At 43.7% G+C, this 23165-nt stretch carries 19 protein-coding genes; 16 read left to right on the top strand and 3 right to left on the bottom strand.

Annotation, left to right across the window (positions count from 1 at the left end; genetic code table 11):
* The first annotated feature begins 53 nt into the window (after positions 1-53).
* The gene (locus BN3912_RS02005) at positions 54-1205 is read left to right on the top strand and encodes a winged helix-turn-helix domain-containing protein (protein ID WP_004369355.1); all 1152 of its coding nucleotides are present in this window, start codon (positions 54-56) and stop codon (positions 1203-1205) included.
* A gap of 35 nt (positions 1206-1240) precedes the next feature.
* Here the strand turns inward: BN3912_RS02005 and BN3912_RS02000 are convergent, their stop codons facing one another.
* The 3 genes from BN3912_RS02000 to BN3912_RS01990 all read right to left on the bottom strand — a co-directional run bounded on the left by BN3912_RS02000 (position 1241) and on the right by BN3912_RS01990 (position 5101).
* Positions 1241-3067, bottom strand: a complete 1827-nt coding sequence (locus tag BN3912_RS02000) for a glycoside hydrolase family 2 protein (protein ID WP_023984325.1) — start codon at positions 3065-3067, stop codon at positions 1241-1243.
* Positions 3068-3165: 98 nt separating this feature from the next.
* Positions 3166-4155 (bottom strand): glycine N(alpha)-acyltransferase GlsB, encoded by a 990-nt coding sequence (locus tag BN3912_RS01995; RefSeq protein WP_023984324.1) that lies wholly within the window; start codon positions 4153-4155, stop codon positions 3166-3168.
* A gap of 118 nt (positions 4156-4273) precedes the next feature.
* Positions 4274-5101, bottom strand: a complete 828-nt coding sequence (locus BN3912_RS01990; protein ID WP_036859427.1) for a lyso-glycine lipid O-acyltransferase GlsA — start codon at positions 5099-5101, stop codon at positions 4274-4276.
* 561 nt (positions 5102-5662) lie between these two features.
* Here BN3912_RS01990 and mraZ point away from each other — a divergent pair.
* From mraZ to BN3912_RS01915, 15 genes are all read left to right on the top strand, one after another.
* Positions 5663-6142, top strand: coding sequence for a division/cell wall cluster transcriptional repressor MraZ (gene mraZ, locus BN3912_RS01985; protein WP_064972256.1), 480 nt, complete (start codon positions 5663-5665; stop codon positions 6140-6142).
* The gene (rsmH, locus tag BN3912_RS01980) at positions 6139-7053 is read left to right on the top strand and encodes a 16S rRNA (cytosine(1402)-N(4))-methyltransferase RsmH (protein WP_036859425.1); all 915 of its coding nucleotides are present in this window, start codon (positions 6139-6141) and stop codon (positions 7051-7053) included. The genes mraZ and rsmH overlap by 4 nt, the downstream gene beginning before the upstream one ends.
* A complete protein-coding gene (locus BN3912_RS01975; RefSeq protein WP_023984320.1) occupies positions 7050-7553 on the top strand; it encodes an FtsL-like putative cell division protein in 504 nt (167 codons plus the stop codon). Before rsmH ends, BN3912_RS01975 begins: the two co-directional genes overlap by 4 nt.
* Complete coding sequence (locus BN3912_RS01970; RefSeq protein WP_023984319.1) at positions 7550-9706, top strand: penicillin-binding protein; 2157 nt, start codon at positions 7550-7552, stop codon at positions 9704-9706. The genes BN3912_RS01975 and BN3912_RS01970 overlap by 4 nt, the downstream gene beginning before the upstream one ends.
* Before the next feature lie 16 nt (positions 9707-9722).
* Positions 9723-11174 carry a UDP-N-acetylmuramoyl-L-alanyl-D-glutamate--2,6-diaminopimelate ligase gene (locus BN3912_RS01965; RefSeq protein WP_023984318.1) on the top strand — a complete coding sequence of 484 codons (1452 nt, stop codon included), beginning with the start codon at positions 9723-9725 and terminating at the stop codon, positions 11172-11174.
* A 12-nt stretch (positions 11175-11186) separates the two neighbouring features.
* Entirely contained in the window at positions 11187-12455 is a 1269-nt protein-coding gene (locus BN3912_RS01960; RefSeq protein WP_004369345.1) for a phospho-N-acetylmuramoyl-pentapeptide-transferase, read from the top strand.
* An 8-nt stretch (positions 12456-12463) separates the two neighbouring features.
* The gene (gene murD, locus BN3912_RS01955) at positions 12464-13795 is read left to right on the top strand and encodes a UDP-N-acetylmuramoyl-L-alanine--D-glutamate ligase (RefSeq protein WP_023984317.1); all 1332 of its coding nucleotides are present in this window, start codon (positions 12464-12466) and stop codon (positions 13793-13795) included.
* Positions 13792-15069, top strand: a complete 1278-nt coding sequence (locus BN3912_RS01950; RefSeq protein WP_004369343.1) for an FtsW/RodA/SpoVE family cell cycle protein — start codon at positions 13792-13794, stop codon at positions 15067-15069. The genes murD and BN3912_RS01950 overlap by 4 nt, the downstream gene beginning before the upstream one ends.
* Before the next feature lie 87 nt (positions 15070-15156).
* Positions 15157-16266, top strand: a complete 1110-nt coding sequence (gene murG / locus BN3912_RS01945; protein WP_023984316.1) for an undecaprenyldiphospho-muramoylpentapeptide beta-N-acetylglucosaminyltransferase — start codon at positions 15157-15159, stop codon at positions 16264-16266.
* Positions 16266-17642, top strand: coding sequence for a UDP-N-acetylmuramate--L-alanine ligase (gene murC / locus BN3912_RS01940; RefSeq protein WP_023984315.1), 1377 nt, complete (start codon positions 16266-16268; stop codon positions 17640-17642). Before murG ends, murC begins: the two co-directional genes overlap by 1 nt.
* On the top strand, positions 17639-18436 hold the full coding sequence (locus tag BN3912_RS01935) for a cell division protein FtsQ/DivIB (protein ID WP_004369340.1): 798 nt from the start codon (positions 17639-17641) through the stop codon (positions 18434-18436). The genes murC and BN3912_RS01935 overlap by 4 nt, the downstream gene beginning before the upstream one ends.
* Positions 18437-18446: 10 nt before the next feature.
* Entirely contained in the window at positions 18447-19898 is a 1452-nt protein-coding gene (gene ftsA, locus BN3912_RS01930) for a cell division protein FtsA (protein ID WP_004369339.1), read from the top strand.
* Between the two features lie 108 nt (positions 19899-20006).
* Positions 20007-21341, top strand: coding sequence for a cell division protein FtsZ (ftsZ, locus tag BN3912_RS01925; protein ID WP_023984314.1), 1335 nt, complete (start codon positions 20007-20009; stop codon positions 21339-21341).
* Between the two features lie 71 nt (positions 21342-21412).
* On the top strand, positions 21413-21862 hold the full coding sequence (locus BN3912_RS01920) for a GatB/YqeY domain-containing protein (RefSeq protein WP_004369337.1): 450 nt from the start codon (positions 21413-21415) through the stop codon (positions 21860-21862).
* A 192-nt stretch (positions 21863-22054) separates the two neighbouring features.
* The gene (locus BN3912_RS01915; RefSeq protein ID WP_023984313.1) at positions 22055-22993 is read left to right on the top strand and encodes an alpha-L-rhamnosidase N-terminal domain-containing protein; all 939 of its coding nucleotides are present in this window, start codon (positions 22055-22057) and stop codon (positions 22991-22993) included.
* Positions 22994-23165 lie beyond the last annotated feature (172 nt).

Raw genomic sequence — 23165 nt, 5'->3', positions numbered from 1 at the left:
TAATTACCTTTGCGTTTAAATATGCTACATCTGTACAAAAAAGATACATCATCATGGATAAACGAATTAAAACAGTATGGGCGCTAAGCATACTCACCATGCTGTTTATCACATGCGGACAAGCATATTGGCTTTACAGTCAATATCAATTAAGCTATGCTGACAAACTGAACAGTCTGTACAAAGACTGCGAAGACATTATAGAACAAGAACAAAAAATACGGCAGGATGGAAGCTACAAACATCATCAAAAGCCGGCGAAAACGGACGTTAGAAAGCTTACAAAAAAATACGGGAAAAGGGTTGATAGCCTGATACGCATTTCGAATACGATAAAAATAAGCACCGACTCCAATACAATGAAAGGAACTGCACGATGTACTTTCAAGTTTGTGGAAACCGGTATGAGAAAACCGCGTATTATCGATATCCCCGGATTACGGCCCGAAGACGGAGTTACAATTGCCAACCTATATAACATAAGCAAATATAAATCGTTCCAAGCACATATCATAGATTCGTTGTTTAAAATAAAAGGATATGATGGAATCAATGATTTTAAGGTAATTAAAAGTAAGCACTTTTACAAAAATCCATATTATTTGGTTGCGGGAGGCCAGCAAAAAACAGTCCTTGTAAGCTATTCCTCTAACCCTATAAAGTATGAAAATATTGAGTTCAGAGTTACCGTTCCAATCAATTCCATTATCAAAAGTATGGCCTCACAACTGGCACTGAGCATTCTTTTCATATTCATTCTCGCTTTCTGTTTGGTATATCAAATCAAGACGATCATGATACAACAGCGCATCGACAAGATACGTCGTCAGTTCATGAAAAATATGATATTCGAAATGAAACAACCGTTACCGGAAGATGAGAGAACGAACAACGCGGTATACATCGGTAACATAACTTTCTTTTATTCGCAAAACGAGCTGCTTCATGGGCATGAAACGGTGATCATCACCAGCCGACAAGCGGAAATACTGCGCATGCTTGTCGATAATGCCAACAACATGGTGGCTCGAAAGAGTATATTGGAAGAGGTCTGGGGAGACGACTCTTATTCAAATTCCTTGGCACTCAACGTGCAGATTACCTACCTTCGCAGGGCCCTGAAAAGCGATACGTCGGTCATCATCGAAACGGTTATCGGGAAAGGATATATCCTGAAAGCAAACATACAAAAAGGCGTATCTTAAAGACACGCCTTTTATTGATGGAACAAACTATTTTTTCAATAGCTTAAATCTTCCGTCTTTTTTATATAAGAAGGGATACGTTCGAAGATTGCCTTGATACGCTTCGTATCGAACTTCGGCGTTCTGTCATAATAATAGATGCCGTTCTTCTCCTGTTCCACGTCTGTAAGCTGTGTATAGCAGAAACCTGTAACGTGCTTGCTTGCTTTCAATGCGTCCACTTCATCCTGCAATATCTTGTAAAATTCCTCCATGTTATCGATATTGCCACCATATCCCCACGAGCTGTTGCGCTCCGATTCTTTGATCCAAGGAAGCCCGCCGAACTCATCTACCATATAGGGCTGTCCCTCATAGTTCGCAAGGAAATGCCTGTCGCGTATATTGCGATAAGGCTCTTTACCATGCTCGAATGTGAGCTGTTCCATCAGTTTATGCGGATCGCGCTCATAGTTATGCACGCTCCATATATCGGTTTTCACGTGCGAATCGCCGCTTGCGTCGTTCACAGGTCGTGTGCCGTCTATCGCTTTAGTAATATTGTACACATCGTTCATCATACGTACATATACGCCAGAAGCGTTTGCGTCCCACGTTTCATTGACAGGCGTCCAAGTTACAAGTGATGGATGATTGCGATCGCGCACCACTATATCGGCCCATTCCGATATGAAATTGCGCACTGCCTCCTCGTTATTCACATTCAATCCCCAGCTTGCAGACTCGCCCCATGTTAGGTATCCCAGCTTATCAGCCCAATAGTAATAGCGCTCTTCGAACACCTTCTGGTGCAAACGTGCCCCATTAAAGCCGACAGCCTTAGCAAGTTCTATGTCTTTTCTTAATGCCTCGTCGGTCGGGGCAGTCCAAATACCGTCGGGATAATAGCCCTGATCGAGAACAAGACGCTGGTAATAAGGCTTATTGTTCAGATAAAAATAACCGTTGGCAACATGAACTTTGCGCATTCCGGCATAAGATTTCACCTCGTCGATGGCCTTCCCGCCCTTCATTACCTTATATGTAATATCGTAAAGGAATGGAGATTCCGGACTCCAAAGCTTCATATTCTTCACCGGAAGCACCACCACACCGTTATTGCTGCAGGGAACCGAAGCACTTGCAACGGCTTTCTTTCCGTCGTAGAGTGTTACGACGAGCTTGTTACCTGCATTTTCTCGATAAAACAGAGGATGGATAACGAGCTGCTTCTGATCTATGTCAGGCACGGCATAAACCGATTTAAGGCCCTCAGGAGTTACGGCTTCCATCCATACAGTCTGCCAAATACCCGTCACACGGGTGTACATACAGCCGTTAGAGTTAAGTTCTTTGGCTTGTTTACCGCCTGTCTGTTTGCCGTCTCTCAAGTTATCGTTCACACAAACCACAAGGTTATGCGACTTACCCGGTACTACGAACTTGGTTATATCGCAACTGAACGACGAACCGCTACCATAATGAGTCCCCACGTCTTTACCGTCTATGTAAATATGAGCCTCATAATCAACGGCACCGAAGTTAAGCATAATGCTCTTATTTCTCCATCCGGCAGGGATATCCAGCTTGCGTTGATACCATATCGTATTGATGAAATCGGTATATTTCACCCCCGAAAGGGAGCTCTCCGGACAGAATGGCACTGTTATGCTGCCATCGAAACCGGCCGCGTTCGGCCATCCTTTCTCCTTTCCGGTACGCCCGAAATCGAACGAATACGACCACTTTCCGTTCAAGTTTACCCATTCAGCACGCTCAAACTGCGGACGCGGATACTCTTCACGCGGTGTCTGTGCATTTAAATACTGGGCAAAAGCCAATGATAAACACACAGATAACAAAGATAATTTTACTTTTTCCATATAATTCTTATGTTGGTTATTAGTTTAATAGTCTATATGTTTCAAGCGGAAAGCGGCGTTCCGTTCCCCCCATTTGCAATCTGCAGCACCGCAAGTGCTTACTTTTCCTTGTAGATTACATTATTTACACCGCTGGTGATATGCAGTGCTTCGGGGTGTTCATCTATAAAACTGTCTATATGCCGCACCCGTTTTTCTTCGAGAATTTCATCTACTGCTATCAATATACCCGTCTCTTCTACATCTCCGAAACCATAATTGATGGCGGTACCGAAGAGTTTCATGGTCGGACTAAGGCCCATATAAGCGTTTACAAGGGGCGGTATATTGTAGCCCAACTTCCTTATTTCGGCATTCAATATACGGTAATCGTCCTTAAAATCGTCCTTACAAAAAAGCTCTTCCAACTCTTTAGGATCGGCATCTATTACTAACGGTTTCATCGGAACTATCAGATTGTCCTTATCATCGAAGTGTTTCTTGAGAAAATAAAGTATCATATCGCGCCCCCGACGGATATACGACGGATACATAGTTACCTTTCCGAAGAAATATTTGATATCGGGATTGATCACAGTCAGTGCTCCTAAGCCGTCCCAAAGGTTATCCAAAGCAAATATGCTTTTACTGTTCTTGCGCACGTTCTGGTATTCGAGCGAAACAAACGAACGGCCTAACTCCGCTGTATAGGGCATATACTCCTTTAAGAACTTGTTAGAAAAATGAAACATGTGGCTCGTAGCGAGCATAGGCTGCCCTTTCTCGTCGAGTTTCCAGTCGCTTCCGAGCATATAGCGATACCCTCCGATAATCTCTTTTGCCTCGGGATTCCACACGATAAGCTGCTTATAGCAATTATCGCCTGCATCGAATTCGTCGATATCCATGGCCTTTCCTGTTCCTCCGCCGGCATTCCGGAAAGCAATTTCGCGCAATCTACCGATCTCTTTCATTACGTTTGGAGAGTCATTACCCGTAATAATATAAATCTCGTTATGACTTTTGTTCGTCATACGCAATTGCTTTTCCGGAGTCAGCTCACTCTTAAGCAACTCCTTGTTTATCGGTTGAATAATCTCTTGTTCCATTCTTAATCTGAAAATTTATCAGATGAAATTCGACTGATTACGGGACTGAATTTCACTGAAACCGTATATTCTCTCAATTATTTGTTTACTTTACTTTTCATCGAAACACCTTCGGAAACTACAGTTTATACACCTCGTCTTCGACAAATTTCGCCCATTCCATCGGCGTTTTACTCTTGTCGAACGTTTGCCACGGTATTGGTTTACCGATAGACACACGGAATGTCTTGTGTACATTTCGATACATCTCGTCTACAAGGAAGATCATCGCCAAATTGAACTTTAGGTTAAGCGCCTTGCACATGTTGGCAATACGGTAAAACCTATCGGAATTCTGCCCTCCGAAATGGATGGGAACCACATCACGCCGAAACTCTACGCTTTTCGTTATAAAGGTTTTCTTCCAAGGTATATCGTGTATTTTGCCATTGATTTTACGGCTACACAAGCCTGCAGGGAACATCAACATGTGATTATTGCTCCGAAAACCGGCCTCAACCATAGCGGGGAAGTCGCGTCCTTGCTTGCCCGTTTTATTAATGGGGATACAAACAGGAGCCAAACCCGGCAGGTTCATCAGCAGATCATTGACCAAATAGCGAAACCGGCCATCATAACGACGCCCGATAATCGAGCCGAGCGCCACCCCGTCTGCACCTCCCAAAGGATGGTTGGAAACAAAAGTATAGAGCTTGCCATCATCCTTTGCGGGAAGATTTTCCATGCCCTCCACCTGTAAGGTCATATCCAAATAGCGCACACATTCCTCAAGCCATTCCGTTCCGGTCTTATTACGAGACTCCCAAAGATACAGGTTAACCTCGTCTTCATGTATGATTTTCTTTAGCCAAGATATAAGAAAACGGGGCACGAAACGCGCCTTATTCCCCATCTTGCTATGCAATATTTTATCTATATCGATTGTTTTCTCTTCTCTACCAATCATGGTTGATATAATACTAACAGTATGCAAAAATAACATAACTTTTTGGAAACGGCTACGTTTTTATAAAAAAATGTTCAAAAATGAATAAAATAAAGATGCATTTGGCATATTTTCCAGACCATAGGTAACGATTTGGCTACCGATAGGCAATGCCGACAATGCCTTTTACAGAATAGTTTTATTACGCAAACTGCACTCTTCATCGGAAACAGGCGCAACATATAACAGCGATAGACATGGCATCTATTGCCAACAGACGGTACAAATATAATGCTAAGATGGCATATATAGTTTAAAAAGAGTCCATTTCATCGGTAATTTTACAATATTTCCAACTGCCATAGGGCAACTTTCTTTGGCCATCTCTGCTATACTTTGCACCACCTCTACACTGCTCTTTGCACCTCCGGAAAGTACTTACGTCTCCTCTGTTCGGAACACCTGTTTATTGGTTAAAAATAACAAAAAAGAGATACATAGTACATTTTTGTGGAGAAAAGTGGGGGAATGTGGAGAAAATTATGTAATTTTGGCAACAATAACATTATTAAAGATGTACGTATGAGATTTCTCGGACACATAGAAGCCAAGGCAGATACGAAAGGAAGGGTATTCCTTCCGGCGGCTTTCCGCAAGGTTCTACAAGCATCGGGCGAAGAAAGTCTTGTCATGAGAAAGGATGTATTCCAGCCCTGTTTGGTCATCTATCCCGAAAATGTATGGAATGTACAGATGGATAACCTGCGCTCTCGCCTTTCAAGATGGAACGCCGACCACCAGCAAATATTCCGCCAATTCGTTTCAGATGTAGAATTACTCACTTTAGACGGTAACGGGCGCTTTCTTATACCCAAGCGTTATATGAAGATGGCGCACATCTCGCAAGCAATCAAACTGATAGGTATGGGCGATACCATCGAAATATGGAGTAACGACAATGGCGACGAACCCTTTATGGAACCCGATGTGTTCGGCAAAGCTCTACAGGATATCATGAACACACCGAGCAACGATATCCCAAACAAGACCGAATGCCGATGATAAAAGTTATAGATACCTACCACATACCCGTACTTTTAAAAGAGAGTATCGACGGTCTGAACATACAATCCGAAGGCGTTTACGTAGACGTAACATTCGGTGGAGGCGGACATTCGCGCGAGATATTACGCAGATTAGGTAAAAACGGACGGCTATATAGCTTCGATCAAGATGCCGATGCAGAACAAAATATAGTGGCCGACAGTCGCTTTACGTTCGTAAGAAGCAACTTCCGTTACTTGAAAAACTGGATGCGTTATTACAAAATAGACCATATAGACGGGCTACTTGCCGATTTAGGAGTATCAAGTCATCACTTCGACGACGAAAGCCGCGGGTTCTCGTTCCGTTTCAATGCCCCTTTAGACATGCGAATGAATAAACGTGCCGGCACCACAGCTGCCGATATCGTGAACAAATACGACGAAGAAACGCTAGCAAACGTATTCTATCTCTACGGTGAACTGAAAAACTCGCGTCGCATTGCAGCCGCTATCGTAAAAGCAAGAGCCACGCACGAAATAGGTACCACCCGCGAATTTATCGATGCCATAGAACCTCTATTCAAACGAGAACGCGAAAAAAAAGACATGGCAAAGCTGTTTCAGGCACTCAGAATAGAGGTAAATCACGAGATGAGGGCACTGGAAGAAATGCTGGAAGGCGCATCCGAATGTCTCGGAACGGGTGGCAGGCTGTCTATCATTACTTATCATTCGCTCGAAGACCGCATGGTAAAGAACATGATGAAGACAGGTAACGTCGAAGGAAAACTGCATCAAGACTTCTATGGGCACATAGAAACACCGTTCGCTCTTATTAACAGCAAGGTTATCACACCTTCTCACGAGGAGCAGGAACAAAATCCACGAAGCCGAAGTGCCAAACTTAGAATTGCCGAAAAGAAATGAGTAAAGATAAAGATATAGAAAACAGCCGGTCCAAACTAACCATCGAGAACGCTCCGGATACCGAAAGAACCGAGCAAGAGGCAGAAACTACGGAACAAAGAAGGCCCGAAGAAGAGGCGCCGACACTAAAAGAAATCATCAGAGAACAAGCCACTGAAGACGAACTTCCGCTGTCGAAGAACTTCACTTTGCGCAAGATATTGGGCGGAGATATACTGACTACCTCTACCATGCGCCGCCAAATATGGGTGTTCATGCTGATTACATTCTTTATGATTGTCTATATTTCGAACCGTTACAGCTGTCAGCAAGACCTGATAGAGATAGACAATCTGCAGAAAGAACTGCAAGATGCCAAATATAGAGCTTTGTCGAGTAATAGCCAACTGACGGAAAAAAGCCGCGAAAGCCATGTACTTGAATTGCTCAAAAGCAACAAAGACAGTGTACTTAAAATAGCCAATCAGCCGCCATACATCATAAACGTACCTGATAAATGAGTAAGTTCGACCATAAAAAAATAATGCCTCGCTACAGTGCCATCGCCATTATGATGACGCTGATTGCCGCTGCCGTGGTAGTAAAAGCCGCTTATGTGATGACTGCCAAGCGCTCTTACTGGCTACAGGTGGCCAATCGCGTGAAAAAAGACAGTGTGAGCGTGAAACCTACACGAGGCAATATTCTGAGCTGCGACGGGCAACTAATGGCAAGTTCTTTACCTGAATTCAAGATGTTTATGGACTTTCAAGCCTTACATAACGCCGAGAACGATTCGCTATGGAGTACAAAAATAGACTCTATATGCCTATGCTTGCACCAGATTTTCCCTGATAGATCGGTATCGGCTTTCAAGTCTAAACTCGAAGAAGGGCACCGCAAGATGAGCCGTCATTGGGCTATATGGGATAAGCGCGTGGATTATAACACTTATACGGAGGTTAAAAAACTGCCCGTTTTTAACTTGGCACCTTATAAAAGCGGCTTCCATGTGGAAGAATATAATGCTCGCCAACGCCCCTATGGCTCACTGGCAGGGCGCACGGTAGGCGAGATGTTCGGTGCAAAAGATACGGCACGTTGCGGTCTTGAACTATCATACGATTCCATACTACGCGGAAAGAATGGCATCGTACACCGTCGCAAAACGCTCAACAAGTATCTTAACATCATGGACACACCACCTATCGACGGTGCTGATATAGTAACAACCATCGACGTGAGCATGCAAGATCTTGCGGAACGTTCACTTCTTAACGAACTTAGAGAGATCAACGGAAATGTCGGCGTGGCCATTGTAATGGAAGTATCCACAGGCGACGTAAAGGCTATCGTTAACATGGAAAAGTGCGTAGATGGCGAATATCGCGAAATAAAGAACCATGCTATCAGCGATTTGCTTGAACCCGGATCGGTTTTTAAAACTGCTTCAATCATGGTGGCTTTAGATGATGGTGTAGTCGATACCACCTATCGTGTGGAGACAGGCAGCGGAGTATGGCCGATGTACGGCAGAGATATGAAAGATCATAATTGGAGACGTGGCGGATACGGACTGCTTACGCTGCCACAAACACTGATGTATAGTTCGAATGTAGGTATAAGTCGCATCATAGACGACCACTATCGAAACGATCCGGAAAGGTTCGTTCGTGGCATTTACCGTACCGGTATTGCCGACAACCTGCGCATTCCGTTGGTAGGATCTTCCCCTGCTCACATACGTATGCCTAAGAAGAATGCACGAGGACAATACGTAAATTGGAGCAAAACCGCCCTACCTTGGATGAGTATAGGGTATGAAACACAGGTTCCGCCGCTATCTACACTTACTTTCTACAATGCCATTGCCAATAACGGACGAATGATGCGCCCGCGCTTTGTAAAAGAAGTAATAAAAAACGGAGAAGTGATTATGAATTTTCCTCCGCAGGTAATGCGTGCTCACATCTGTAAAGATAAAACCGTACACGAAATGCAAACCATTTTGGAACATGTGGTTAGTCAGGGATTGGGCAAAAAAGCAGGCTCGCCATCATTTAAGGTAGCCGGAAAAACAGGTACGGCACAAATATCACAGGGGGTTGGCGGATATAAAATAGGACAAACGAACTACCTTCTCAGCTTTGCCGGCTTCTTCCCTGCAAACGCTCCCCGTTACAGTTGCATCGTATGTATACAGAAATCAGGACTCCCTGCTTCGGGAGGTGGAATGAGCGGTGTAGTATTTCATCATATTGCTGAAGGTATTATGGCACAAGACTTGAAACTCGATGTGAAAGATGCTCGCGACTCATTATCGATACTCGTTCCGGAAGTAAAGAACGGCAATATACTTGCAGCTGACTATGTTCTGAACCACTTAGGCATTAACTCCAATGCCGGCTGGAACGGTTCGTATGCCGACGGTAATCCTGTTTGGGGACGGGTAGAGAGGTGTAACAACAAGACATTATTACTAAAACGCAGCAAGAACTATGGCAGCAGATATGTGCCGAATGTTATCGGTATGGGAGCAAGAGATGCCGTTTTTATGCTTGAGAGTCATAAACTGAAAGTGAGAATCACAGGAAGAGGCAAGGTTGTAAAGCAAAGTCTCGAGCCCGGCCATAGGATAATAAAAGGCGAAAAGTGTCAAATTACATTGGAATAATAACACAACAAATAATATGAAACTAAATGAGTTGTTGAAAAATATCAAACCTGTTGCCGTTATCGGCGAACAGAGTATTGACATAAAAGGAGTGAATATCGATTCCCGAAAAATAGCAGAAGGGCATCTTTTCATTGCCATGAAAGGAACGCAGGTAGACGGCCATCGGTTCATACCGAAAGCTATCGAACAGGGCGCAGGAGCCATATTATGCGAAGATATGCCCGAAATGAAGGTTGAAGGCGTAACATATGTCAAAGTAGAATCTACAGAAGATACCGCCGGTAAGGTGGCAACTCTCTTTTACGGTGATCCTTCTAAGAAACTTAAACTCGTAGGGGTAACGGGAACTAACGGTAAAACGACAGTCGCCACCTTATTATATAATATGTTTCGGAAGATGGGATATAGGTGCGGATTGCTATCTACAGTATGTAATTATATAGAAGATGAAGCCATACCTGCCGATCATACCACCCCTGATCCCATAGAATTGAACGAACTGCTCGGCAGGATGGTCGACACAGGTTGCGAGTATGCATTCATGGAATGCTCTTCACATGCCATTGCACAGAAACGTATTAGCGGCTTGAAATTTACGGGTGGCGTATTTACCAACCTCACCCGTGACCACTTGGACTACCACAAAACGTTCGAAAACTATCGTAATGCCAAGAAAGCATTCTTCGATGAATTGCCTAAAGGGGCCTTTGCAATCACGAATGCCGATGATAAAAACGGCATGATAATGGTACAGAATACCAAGGCCACCATTAAAACATATTCCACAAGAAGTGCTGCCGACTTCAAAGCACGTATATTGGAATGCCATTTCGAAGGTATGTATTTGGACATAGATGGCCATGAAGTAGGAGTACAGTTTATAGGTAAGTTCAATGTAAGTAACTTGCTCGCCGTATATGGTGCCGCCCGAATGCTCGGAAAACAGCCTGAAGATATCCTTCTTGTAATGAGTATGCTGCACAGTGTAAGCGGTAGACTTGAACCAATACATAGTCCTGAAGGCTATACAGCAATCGTTGATTATGCTCATACGCCGGATGCACTTGAGAATGTACTTAAAGCTATCCACGAAGTATTGAATGGTAAAGGGAAGTTAATTACTGTATGTGGGGCCGGTGGAAATAGGGATAAAGGCAAACGCCCGCTGATGGCACAGGAAGCAGTTAAACAAAGTGATAAGGTCATTATAACCAGCGATAACCCTCGTTTTGAAGAACCACAAGACATAATCAACGATATGCTCGATGGCTTAAACGCACAACAACTCAAGAAAGTTATCAGTATCGTAGACCGTAAAGAGGCCATCCGCACGGCATGTATGATGGCTCAAAAAGGCGATGTAATACTCGTTGCCGGAAAAGGGCACGAAACCTATCAGGAAATCAAAGGGGTAAAACACCACTTTGATGATAAGGAAATATTAAACAACATTTTCGGCAATTAAAAATATACAGACATGTTATACTATCTTTTCAGGTTCTTGGAACAGTATGGTATCAGCGGTTCTCACCTATGGGGGTACATTTCTTTCCGCGCATTACTGGCACTGATCTTGGCTCTTACCATATCTGCGTGGTTCGGAGAGCACTTTATAAAATATCTGAAGAGTAAACAGATAACCGAAACACAACGCGATGCAAGCATCGATCCGTTCGGTGTAAATAAAATAGGTGTACCTTCAATGGGAGGTATCATCATCATTGTTGCAATTCTCATACCGGTGCTATTGCTCGGAAGACTACGCAATATCTACCTGATATTGATGATTATTACAACCATATGGCTGGGATTTCTCGGCGGTATGGACGATTTTATCAAGATTTTCCGCAGAAACAAAGAAGGCTTAAAAGGAAAATATAAAATCATAGGACAGCTTAGTATCGGGCTTATTGTAGGCCTTGTACTGTGGGCATCACCCGATGTAAAGGTAAATGAGAACCTTGCTATTGAACGACAGGGGCAAGAAACAGTGGTGAAACATCGCACAGAAGCGCGGAAATCACTAAAGACTACCATCCCTTTTGTAAAGGGGCATAACCTCGATTACTCACGGGTAATGTCGTTTTGCGGTAAATATAAGACTGCTGCAGGATGGTTTTTGTTCGTTATCATGACCATATTAGTGGTGACAGCCGTATCGAACGGAGCCAATCTAAATGACGGTATGGACGGTATGTGTGCCGGTAACTCGGCCATCATAGGGGTTGCAATAGGCATACTTGCTTATGTAAGTTCACACATACAGTATGCCGCTTATCTCAATATTATGTATATTCCGGGCTCAGAAGAGCTTGTGGTCTTCATGTGTGCCTTTATCGGAGCCCTTATCGGTTTCCTCTGGTACAACGCCTACCCCGCTCAAGTATTCATGGGCGATACCGGTTCGCTGACCATAGGCGGCATTATCGGCGTTTCGGCAATTATCATTCATAAAGAATTGCTATTGCCTATACTCTGTGGAATATTCTTTGTAGAAAGTTTAAGTGTTATTCTGCAAGTGTGGTTTTATAAAATCGGTAAGCGTAAAGGCATCAAACAACGCATCTTCAAGCGTACTCCGATCCACGATAACTTCCGCACTCAAGACAGTCAGCTCGATCCCGATTGCAGTTATCTTATCAGAATACCCCACTCAGCTAAGCACGAAGCAAAGATCACCATACGCTTCTGGATCATCACCATCATTCTTGCAGCGCTCACAATCATTACTTTAAAGATCAGGTAAAAGATAATATGAAGAAAATAGTTATATTGGGAGCCGGCGAAAGTGGTGCCGGTGCAGCCGTATTAGCAAAGAAAAAAGGATTCGAAGTTTTCGTTTCCGACACGTCTATCATCAAGGACAAATACAAGAAACAGCTCGATGAACACGCCATAGAATGGGAAGAAGGCAGGCATACAGAATACAAGATACTGGATGCAGATGAGGTCATAAAGAGCCCGGGCATACCCAAAGAGGCACCGATAGTCCAGAAACTGATGGCGCAAGGCACCCATATCATCAGCGAAATTGAGTTTGCCGGAAGGTACACTCATGCCAAAATGATATGTATAACGGGAAGCAACGGGAAAACCACAACAACATCATTAATCTATCATATTTTCAAGACGGCAGGATATGATGTCGGACTTGCCGGAAACATAGGCAGAAGTCTCGCTTTGCAGGTAGCCGAAGAACCACACGAGTATTACATTATCGAGCTAAGCAGTTTTCAGCTCGATAACATGTACAAATTCCATGCTAATATCGCAATTTTACTGAACATCACACCCGATCATCTCGACAGATACGAATATTGCATGCAACATTACGTAGATGCCAAGATGCGTATCATTCAAAATCAAACAAAACAAGACAGTTTCATCTATTGGAATGATGATCCCATCATCAAGCATGAACTCGAAAAATATGATATCCACGCTGTGAAATGCCCGTTTTCAGAACTGAAAGAAAAGGGCTCTATCGGATATATTGAGGAAGGACAATACAAGATAGAGAAGCCGACACCTTTCAATATGGAGCAAGAAGAGCTCTCGCTTACGGGCAAACATAACATATACAATTCGCTGGCAGCCGGCATAGCTTCGAATATATCCGGTATCAAAAAGGATATCATCCGCAAGAGTTTGAGCGATTTCCCCGGAGTGGAACATCGTTTGGAGAAGGTTTGTAAAGTCGGTGGTGTGCAGTACATCAACGATTCAAAAGCAACAAACGTAGATGCCTGTTGGTACGCATTGGAGAGCATGAAGACTCCAACCATTCTCATTCTCGGCGGAAAGGATAAAGGGAACGACTACAGCTCTATTAAAGAACTTGTCAGAAAGAAATGTGTAGGACTGGTATATCTTGGGGCCGACAATACGAAACTGCACCAAAATTTTGATAGTTTAGGCATACCTGTACGCGATACACACTCGATGGAAGACTGCGTAAAGGCCTGTTACGACATGGCAAAGCCCGGCGATACCGTACTATTAAGTCCTTGTTGTGCAAGTTTCGACTTATTTAAAAACATGGAAGATCGAGGAAATCAGTTTAAAAACTTAGTCAGGAACCTATGATGAACAAAACGCTTGGCAACATTTTTAAAGGCGACAAAGTGGTATGGATGATATTCTTCTTCCTATGTATCATCAGCATCGTAGAGGTTTTTTCCGCATCTTCATCGCTGACATATAAAGGAGGCAATTACTGGGCACCGGTAATCAAGCATATCAGCATACTATTCATAGGCATTTTCTTCATGGTGGTTACACTGAATATCGAGTGCAAATACTTCAAGATTACCACACTTTTTCTGATTATTTTCTCAATAGTCACACTCATTTGGGTAATCCTTGCAGGACAATCAACCAACGGGGCACAGCGATGGATAAGTATATTGGGACTGCAGTTTCAGCCATCAGAAATTGCCAAAGGCACCGTGGTTCTCGCCACTGCCCAGATACTCAGTGCCATGCAGACAGAAAAAGGAGCCGACAAAAATGCCTTCAAATACATACTTATCGTATGCTTGTTCACCGTTCCATTGATTATGCTTGAGAATTTATCTACGGCAATACTCCTCTGTGTCGTTATCTTTTTCATGATGTTAATCGGAAGAGTACCGGCAAGACAATTAGGAAAACTTCTCGGTATAGTGATGCTGTGTATCGTCCTCATCTTCACACTTATCATGACATTCGGAACCGACAAGTCGCAAGAAGACACCAATAAAGTTATGACCGAGCAGGTAGTACCGAAAACAAAAGAGGATACCGGTGCTTGGGAAAAGGTGTTCCATCGTGCCGACACATGGAAATCGCGCATCAATAAATTCGTGAATGGCAAGGAAATATCGCCCAATGAAATAGACCTCGATAAAGATGCACAGGTGGCACACGCCAATATTGCCATTGCTTCGTCGAGCGTTATCGGCAAAGGACCGGGCAATTCAGTGGAACGCGATTTCCTGTCTCAAGCTTTTTCCGATTTTATATATGCCATCATCATAGAAGAAATGGGTATCTTAGGCGCATTCTTCGTGGCACTGCTTTACATCATCCTGCTCTTTCGTACAGGGAGGATAGCCAACAGATGCGAGAATAATTTCCCCGCATTTCTTGCAATGGGACTCGCTTTGCTGCTCGTAACGCAGGCACTGTTCAACATGTGCGTAGCCGTAGGATTGGCCCCCGTAACCGGCCAGCCGTTGCCTTTAGTAAGCAAAGGCGGAACATCTACCATCATTAATTGCATATATGTCGGAGCAATACTTAGCGTCAGTCGTACTGCCAAGAAAAAAACAGAGGCGGAAAACGAAAAAACAACCGCCCAAACATTGGCAACTGTCTGAAGATAAAGATATAGAATAATTAAAGGATAAAAGTTACCGAATAAGGAAATTTTTGATTAATTTTGCCATTAAATATTGCATCTATTTATGAATAAAGAGTTAAGAGTTATCATCAGCGGCGGCGGAACGGGAGGACACATCTTTCCTGCAATATCAATAGCCAATGCCATCAGGGCAAAACACCCCGACGCGAAAATACTCTTTGTAGGCGCTTTAGGACGCATGGAGATGGAGCGCGTGCCCAAAGCCGGATACGAAATCAAAGGACTTCCTATATGCGGATTTGACAGAAAACATTTGTTTAAAAACATCATTGTACTGTTCAAAATATGGAAAAGCCAACGTATGGCCAAGAAAATCGTCAGGAATTTCAAACCTATGGTTGCCGTCGGTGTAGGCGGCTATGCCAGCGGACCTACGCTAAACGTATGTGCCGAGAAAGGTATTCCTTGCCTCATTCAGGAACAAAATTCGTATGCGGGCATAACGAACAGGCTGCTTGCTAAAAAAGCTACAAAGATATGCGTTGCCTATGAAGGCATGGAACGCTTCTTCCCTGCAGAGAAAATCATCATGACAGGTAACCCCGTAAGGCAGAATGTGCTCGATATATCGGTAACAAAAGAAGAAGCAAGACGCTCATTCGGACTCGATCCCGACAAGAAAACCATTCTGTTCCTTGGCGGAAGTTTAGGGGCAAGAACTATAAACGAAAGCATTTCGCAACATCTCGACCTTGTTAGAGACAGCGATGTACAATTTATTTGGCAAACCGGAAAATATTATTACACCGCCATCTGCGAACAATTAAAGCATCAACCGGAAATTCCACAACTGAAAGTAACCGACTTTATCAGCGATATGGGAGCAGCCTACAAAGCGGCAGACTTGGTAATAAGCCGCGCAGGAGCAAGCTCTATCAGCGAATTTTGCCTCATCGGAAAGCCGGCGATACTTGTTCCAAGCCCGAATGTCGCAGAAGATCATCAAACTAAGAATGCCATGGCATTGGTTAATAAAGATGCTGCAATTTACGTAAAAGACGCAGAGGCCGAACAAACTTTATTGCCATTGGCCATAAAGACGGTAAAAGACGATGCCAAACTCGAAGACCTCAACAAACACATCCTTAAATTAGGATTGAATAATTCTGCCGATGTAATCGCAACAGAAGTAATGAATATCGCAAATAGATAATGGAACTAAAAGAGATAAAAGCAGTATATTTCATCGGTGCCGGCGGCATCGGCATGAGCGCTATCGCACGTTATTTCATTCATAAGGGCATTGTAGTGGCCGGATATGATAAGACTTCCTCCAATTTAACCCGTCAATTGGAAAAAGAGGGCATGCTCCTACATTACGAAGAGAGTGTGGACGAAATTCCTCATGCATGCCGCGATAAGAAGAGTTGCCTCGTAATTTATACGCCAGCCATACCTTCCGAACATCAAGAATTGCAGTATTTCAAAGACAATGGCTTCGAAATAGAGAAACGTGCACAAGTACTCGGCAGACTTACACGTACCCACAAAGGACTTTGCTTTGCAGGTACTCACGGCAAAACCACCACTTCTACGATGTGTGCCCATATCATGCACCAGAGTCATTTAGACTGCAATGCATTCTTGGGCGGTATTTCCAAGAACTACGGAACCAATTATATTTTGTCGGATACCAGCGACTTCGTAGTGATAGAGGCAGACGAATTCGATCGTAGTTTCCATTGGTTGCGTCCTTGGATGAGTGTTATTACCTCGACAGATCCCGACCATCTTGATATTTACGGTACCAAAGAAGCCTATTTGGAGAGTTTCCGACACTATACAACCCTGATACAAAAGGGCGGTGCACTGATTATCCATCGTGATTTGGAGATGAAACAAAACGTGCAAGAGGGCGTAAAGGTGTACGACTATAGCCTGCACGAAGGTGATTTCCATGCCGAAAATATTGTGATAGAGAATGGTGAAATCACATTCGACTTTATCTCTCCGATCGAAAATATCAAAGACATACGGCTGGGGCAACCTATCCCTATCAATATCGAAAACGGCATTGCAGCCATGGCAATGGCACAACTCAACGGCTGTACATCAGAGGAATTGAGGTATGGAATGAAGACTTATCATGGCGTGGAACGGCGCTTCGACTTTAAAATCAAGACCGACAAGTTGGTCTTCTTATCAGATTATGCCCATCATCCCAAAGAGATTTATCAGAGTGCAAAGAGCATCCGTGAACTGTACAAGGACCGAAAAATCACGGCAATCTTCCAACCGCACCTCTTCACAAGGACACGTGACTTCTATAAAGAGTTCGCCGAAGCACTCAGTCAATTAGATGAAGTAATCCTATGCGATATTTATCCCGCTCGCGAACAGCCGATTTCCGGCGTTACAAGTAAGCTCATCTACGACAATCTGAAAGAAGGAGTAGAAAAGAGCATGATACATAAAGAAGACGTCATCCCGCTGATAAAACAACGCAACTTCGATGTTCTTGTGATATTGGGGGCAGGCGACCTCGATAACTATGTACCGCAAATAACCAAGATACTTGAAAGTAAGTGAGAATAAACTGGAAAAAGACTTTTATTATTACACTTGATTTCGTTATTGGCATCTATCTTGTGTTGGCTTTCACGGCGTTTAACAAACCCGATGAAACGGCTAAAGTATGTACAGAAGTAAGCATTAATATCGCTGATGAGGCCACCAACGGGTTCATCAACACCCAAGAAATCAAAAATCGATTAAAAGCTAATCGACTTTATCCGTTGGAAAAACCTATGCGATATGTAGATGCAAGGAAGATAGAAGAAACCTTGAAGAGAAGTCCTTTTGTAAAAACGGCGGAATGTTTTAAGACTGTAGACGGGCATGTCAATATCAGTGTCACCCAACGTATGCCCACAATCAGAATTAAGGCATGGAATGGAGATGACTATTATATAGACGATAAGAACTGTATTATGCCCAATTCCCACTACACGAGCGATATGATCATCGCTACCGGAATGATTTCGCGATGGTTCGCAACCCAATATATATCATGGCTTGGCAAGGCACTTATGAATGATGACCTTTGGAGAAATCAAATCGAACAAATCAATGTATTGCCCGATCAAGGTATAGAATTGATCCCTCGCGTAGGCGATCATATCATCTATATAGGACAGTTGCCGGAAACCAAGAATAAAAACGAAAGAGAGAAAAGTATCACCAATTTCATAAACAAGAAGTTGGAAAGGCTGGAAAACTTCTATAAATACGGGCTTTCTCAAGCCGGCTGGAATAAATACTCATACATCAATCTGGAATTTGACAATCAGATTATTTGCAAAAAACGAACATTAGATAGATAAAGAATAACGTATGGCAATGGAATTTATAGTAGCTATTGAACTGGGATCATCAAAGATTACCGGTATTGCAGGAAAGAAAAACTTAGACGGCAGTATATCTGTACTTGCTGTTGTCAAGGAAGATTCCACCTCATGCATACGCAAAGGTGTAGTGTACAACATAGACAAAACGGTACAATGTCTGGGTAATATCATCAATAAACTGGAGACTGCGCTCAAAACAAAGATAGCTCATGTCTACGTAGGTGTAGGAGGACAGAGCATACGAAGTATCAAGAATGTAATTGTAAAAGACTTGGCAACAGAGACAATCGTTACCCAAGAGATGATTAATGAGCTCATGGATGCGAATCGAAGCATGACTTATCCTGAACAAGAAATACTCGATGCAGCCACACAAGAATACAAGGTAGATGCGCAATATCAAATAGATCCTGTTGGTATACAGTGCACCCGTTTGGAGGGGAACTTCCTTAATATCCTGTGGCGTAGGGCATTTTACCGCAATCTTAATAAGTGCTTCGATCAGGCGGGCATAGCTATTGCCGAAATGTATTTAGCGCCATTGGCACTTGCCGACAGCGTATTGACTGAAGCGGAGAAACGTTCGGGGTGCGTATTGGTAGACCTCGGCGCCGACACTACCACCGTTTCGGTATATCATAAGAATATCCTTCGTCACCTTGCCGTTATCCCATTGGGCGGAAACAATATCACCAAAGACATCGCCACACTGCAAATAGACGAGCAAGATGCTGAAAAGATGAAACTCGATTATGGCTGCGCATACACCGATAATAACGATATAGACAACACATTGCAATTGCCTATCGATCAAGACCGCAGCATAGAAAGCCGCAAATTCATAGAGATAGTGGAAGGAAGATTGGAAGAAATCATTGAAAATGTATGGTTCCAAGTGCCCAATGAGTTTGCAGACAAGCTGCTCGGAGGTATCGTTCTCACTGGTGGCGGCTCCAATCTGAAAGAAATAGAAAGGGCATTCCGCAACCATACACATATCGAAAAAATCAGAACGGCGAAGTTTGTAACGCAGACCATCAATTCATCAAATCCTGAAATAACGGCTCAAGACGGCACCATGAATACCATCCTCGGTCTTTTAGCCAAAGGAGATATGAATTGTGCAGGCGACGAAATCACCAACGACTTATTCCGTACAGGCGAACAAAAGCCTGTTTCCACCACCGCCGACCTGCACAAAGAGCCGCGCCCGATGACGGCAACGCTCGGCACGGGTGTAGTACAAACCGAAGCTGAAAAGATGAAGGCAGAGGAAGAGGCACGCCGTAAAAAGGAAGAAGAGGAAGAAGAGCAACGCCGTATAGCAGAAGAAGAGGCACGCCGAGAAGCCCAAATAAAAAAAGAAAACAGTAGCATGCACAAACTTATGAAGAGCGTAAAGAACTTTATGAGGAAGATTACAGAAGAGGAAGAATAACTTCCTCCGCCTATCGAGCAACCGCCTCAATCGAAACAAACATAGTTCGAAATACTCCATACTACTCAACAGAATATTATTAACGAACCATTTTAGACCAAATACATTATGCCTGACAAAGATAATAACAAACCCTCCATTCTGGATTTCGGAGAACCGGAAAAGGAAAACAGCATCATTAAAGTAATCGGTGTCGGTGGTGGTGGTGGCAATGCAGTGAACCACATGTACCGCGAAGGCATTCATGATGTAAGTTTTGTATTATGCAATACCGATAATCAAGCCCTCAACGATTCCCCCGTACCCGTGCATTTACAATTGGGAAAAGAGGGACTCGGCGCCGGTAACAAACCTGCTAAAGCCCGCGAGGCAGCCGAAGAAAGCATCGAAGATGTACGCAAAATGCTGAGCGACGGCACCAAAATGGCATTCATTACAGCCGGCATGGGCGGCGGCACCGGCACAGGTGCAGCCCCTGTCATTGCAAAAGTCAGCAAAGAACTCGGCATCCTAACCGTAGGAATTGTAACAATTCCCTTCCGTTTCGAGGGCGATCGTAAAATCGATCAGGCACTCGATGGTGTGGAAGAGATGTCGAAGCATGTCGATGCTTTATTGGTAATCAACAACGAACGCTTACGGGAAATCTATCCGGAGCTTACGGTTCTCGATGCTTTCGGCAAAGCCGACGACACACTGAGCATAGCCGCAAAGAGCATAGCCGAGATTATTACTAACCACGGACTTATCAATCTCGACTTCAATGATGTAAAAACAGTGCTCAAAGATGGCGGAGTAGCTATCATGAGTACGGGGTATGGCGAAGGTGAAGGGCGTGTAAGAAAAGCTATAGACGATGCTTTAAACTCGCCGCTTCTCAATGATAACGACATATTCAATTCGAAAAAAATTCTTCTAAGCATCAATTTCTGCAACGAGAAGAACGATAAATCGGGCCTGATGATGGAAGAAATGAACGATGTTAACGACTTCATGGCCAAATTCGGCAGCGATTTTGAAATCAAATGGGGTATTGCCATCGATCCCGAATTGGGCAAACGCGTCAAGGTAACTATTCTTGCAACAGGTTTCGGAATTGAGAATGTAGACGGTATGAACTCGCATCTTGGTCGAAAGCATACCCAAGAAGAGGCAAACCGTATAGCAGAAGAAGAGGAAAAAGCGGCCGAACGGCAGGATCGTCGCAATCGTTATTACGGCAAAGACAGTAACAATACGCAGTATAAACGGCGCCCCCACATCTTTTTGTTCCGTCCCGAAGACCTCGACAATGAAGATATAATCCTCGCAGTAGAGAATACTCCCACCTACAAGCGTACCCGACAGATGCTCGAAGAGATACGCAATCAAGCTGCAAGAAACGGGAATTCCGAAAATAAAGACAGCGGAGAACCTATACAGGGAGTCATCTCTTTTGCATAAAAACAATAAAACATTTACAACGGCAAAAATCGATAAACATCCTGCCGATACATTCTAAAAACAAAAAGAAAATGGCATTATTCGATCAAATAAGCGAAGACATCAAGTCAGCCATGAAGGCTCACGACAAAGTTCGGTTAGAAACGCTCCGAAACATCAAGAAAGTATTCCTCGAAGCCAAGACAGCTCCGGGCGCTAACGACACATTGGAAGACGCCGATGCGCTGAAGATAATTCAGAAACTCGCCAAACAAGGTAGGGAAACCGCACAGACCTATAAGAATAACAACCGCGAAGATCTTGCAACAGAAGAACTGGCTCAGGTAAACATATTAGAGGAATACTTGCCCAAAGCACTTTCTGCGGAAGAGATAGAGCAGGCAGTGAAAGCCATCATTGCCGATACCGGTGCACAAAGCATGAAGGATATGGGCAAGGTAATGGGTATGGCTTCCAAACAAATGGCAGGCAAAGCCGACGGTCGGATGATATCTGAAATCGTCAAAAAATTACTGTCTTAAATCGATATACAGCCATACCGGCAAGATGGAGACACCATTCGTGTCTCCATTTTTATTATCCTTTTAAATCAAAGGATTGCAAATACCGATAGCAGAGTTGGCTTAAAAAGCGAATACTGCACAGCGGTTTACCGCATTTTTTGCAAAAATTGTATAAGAATACGCACTAAAAACAGTATTTTTGTATCGGTTATGGACGTAACAAAACTACGATATTTCATACTTGCCTGTCTGTTTTTACTGGCAGGCAGCCACACTGTAGCGCAAGAATTCGATACGCATTGGATTGCTTACCCCACGGTAGACAGCACATCGCAGATATGGTTTCGCCGCACATATACTACCCGTGAACGCCCCGTACAAGCCACAATCAGCATCAAGACTACCGGAAGGTTCGAATTATTCGTGAACGAACGCAATATAAGTACCGATGTTCTTACGCCTTACCGTGAAGAAATGTCAGACAACAGCATAACTACCGAGTACGATATCACGCGCTTTCTCTGCTCCGGCAACAATACCATAGCCGTGTGGTATTCGCCCTCTTACCCGCATATCAACCCCAGACAGCTATCCGTAACATACAGCGGAAAGACGAAAGATGGCAGACGCTTCGCCCACGTGTCCGACGAAAGTTGGTTATGCCACAAAGCCAATCGCCGGCTACTGCCTGCAGGCGGAGAACTTTTAGACAACACTTGCTACCCGCTGAAGTGGAATTCGGAAGACATAGATGCAGCATGCTGGCTCAGTGCCATAAGCATTCCCAACACTCATCAAGAAGAAACAAAGGTTTACAAAGGCTGCTATCCGGCATACAAAGTGAACCGCATACGCCATCAGAACTACTTCGATACCGAAGGAGACAGCACACTTTACGAATTCGGAACAGCCTTCCGCGGCTGGATAAGAGTAACTTTGCGCAATGCAAAAGTAGGCGAGAACATCGATATAGGAGGCATGAAATACGTCTGTAACGGCAAAATGGACGAACAGGCCTATCGCAAATTCACATTGCCCGAATGCCGCCGTATCATCGTATATGGCGATAACCGCTTCAGCAGAGAACAGATACAGGAGATAGAAGCCATCGAAATAGTGCCTTATACCCACGATGCCTTTTCTTTTTAAATCCTCTTATCACCGCTCATTCTCTTATCTCTTTCCCCCACCTTGCACAGGCAGTTACCACAGACATACCCTCTACCGGCATTACCCCTGCTAAGCAAGTTTGTCAGACATATCGTTTACGCGACATAGATTATCACTCTTTTTCCATGAATTACAAACTATTTCAAAGATT

Origin of the sequence: Prevotella phocaeensis, from assembly GCF_900065875.1 — a bacterium.
Classification (GTDB): domain Bacteria; phylum Bacteroidota; class Bacteroidia; order Bacteroidales; family Bacteroidaceae; genus Prevotella; species Prevotella phocaeensis.
This window is presented reverse-complemented; position numbering and strand designations above follow the sequence as displayed.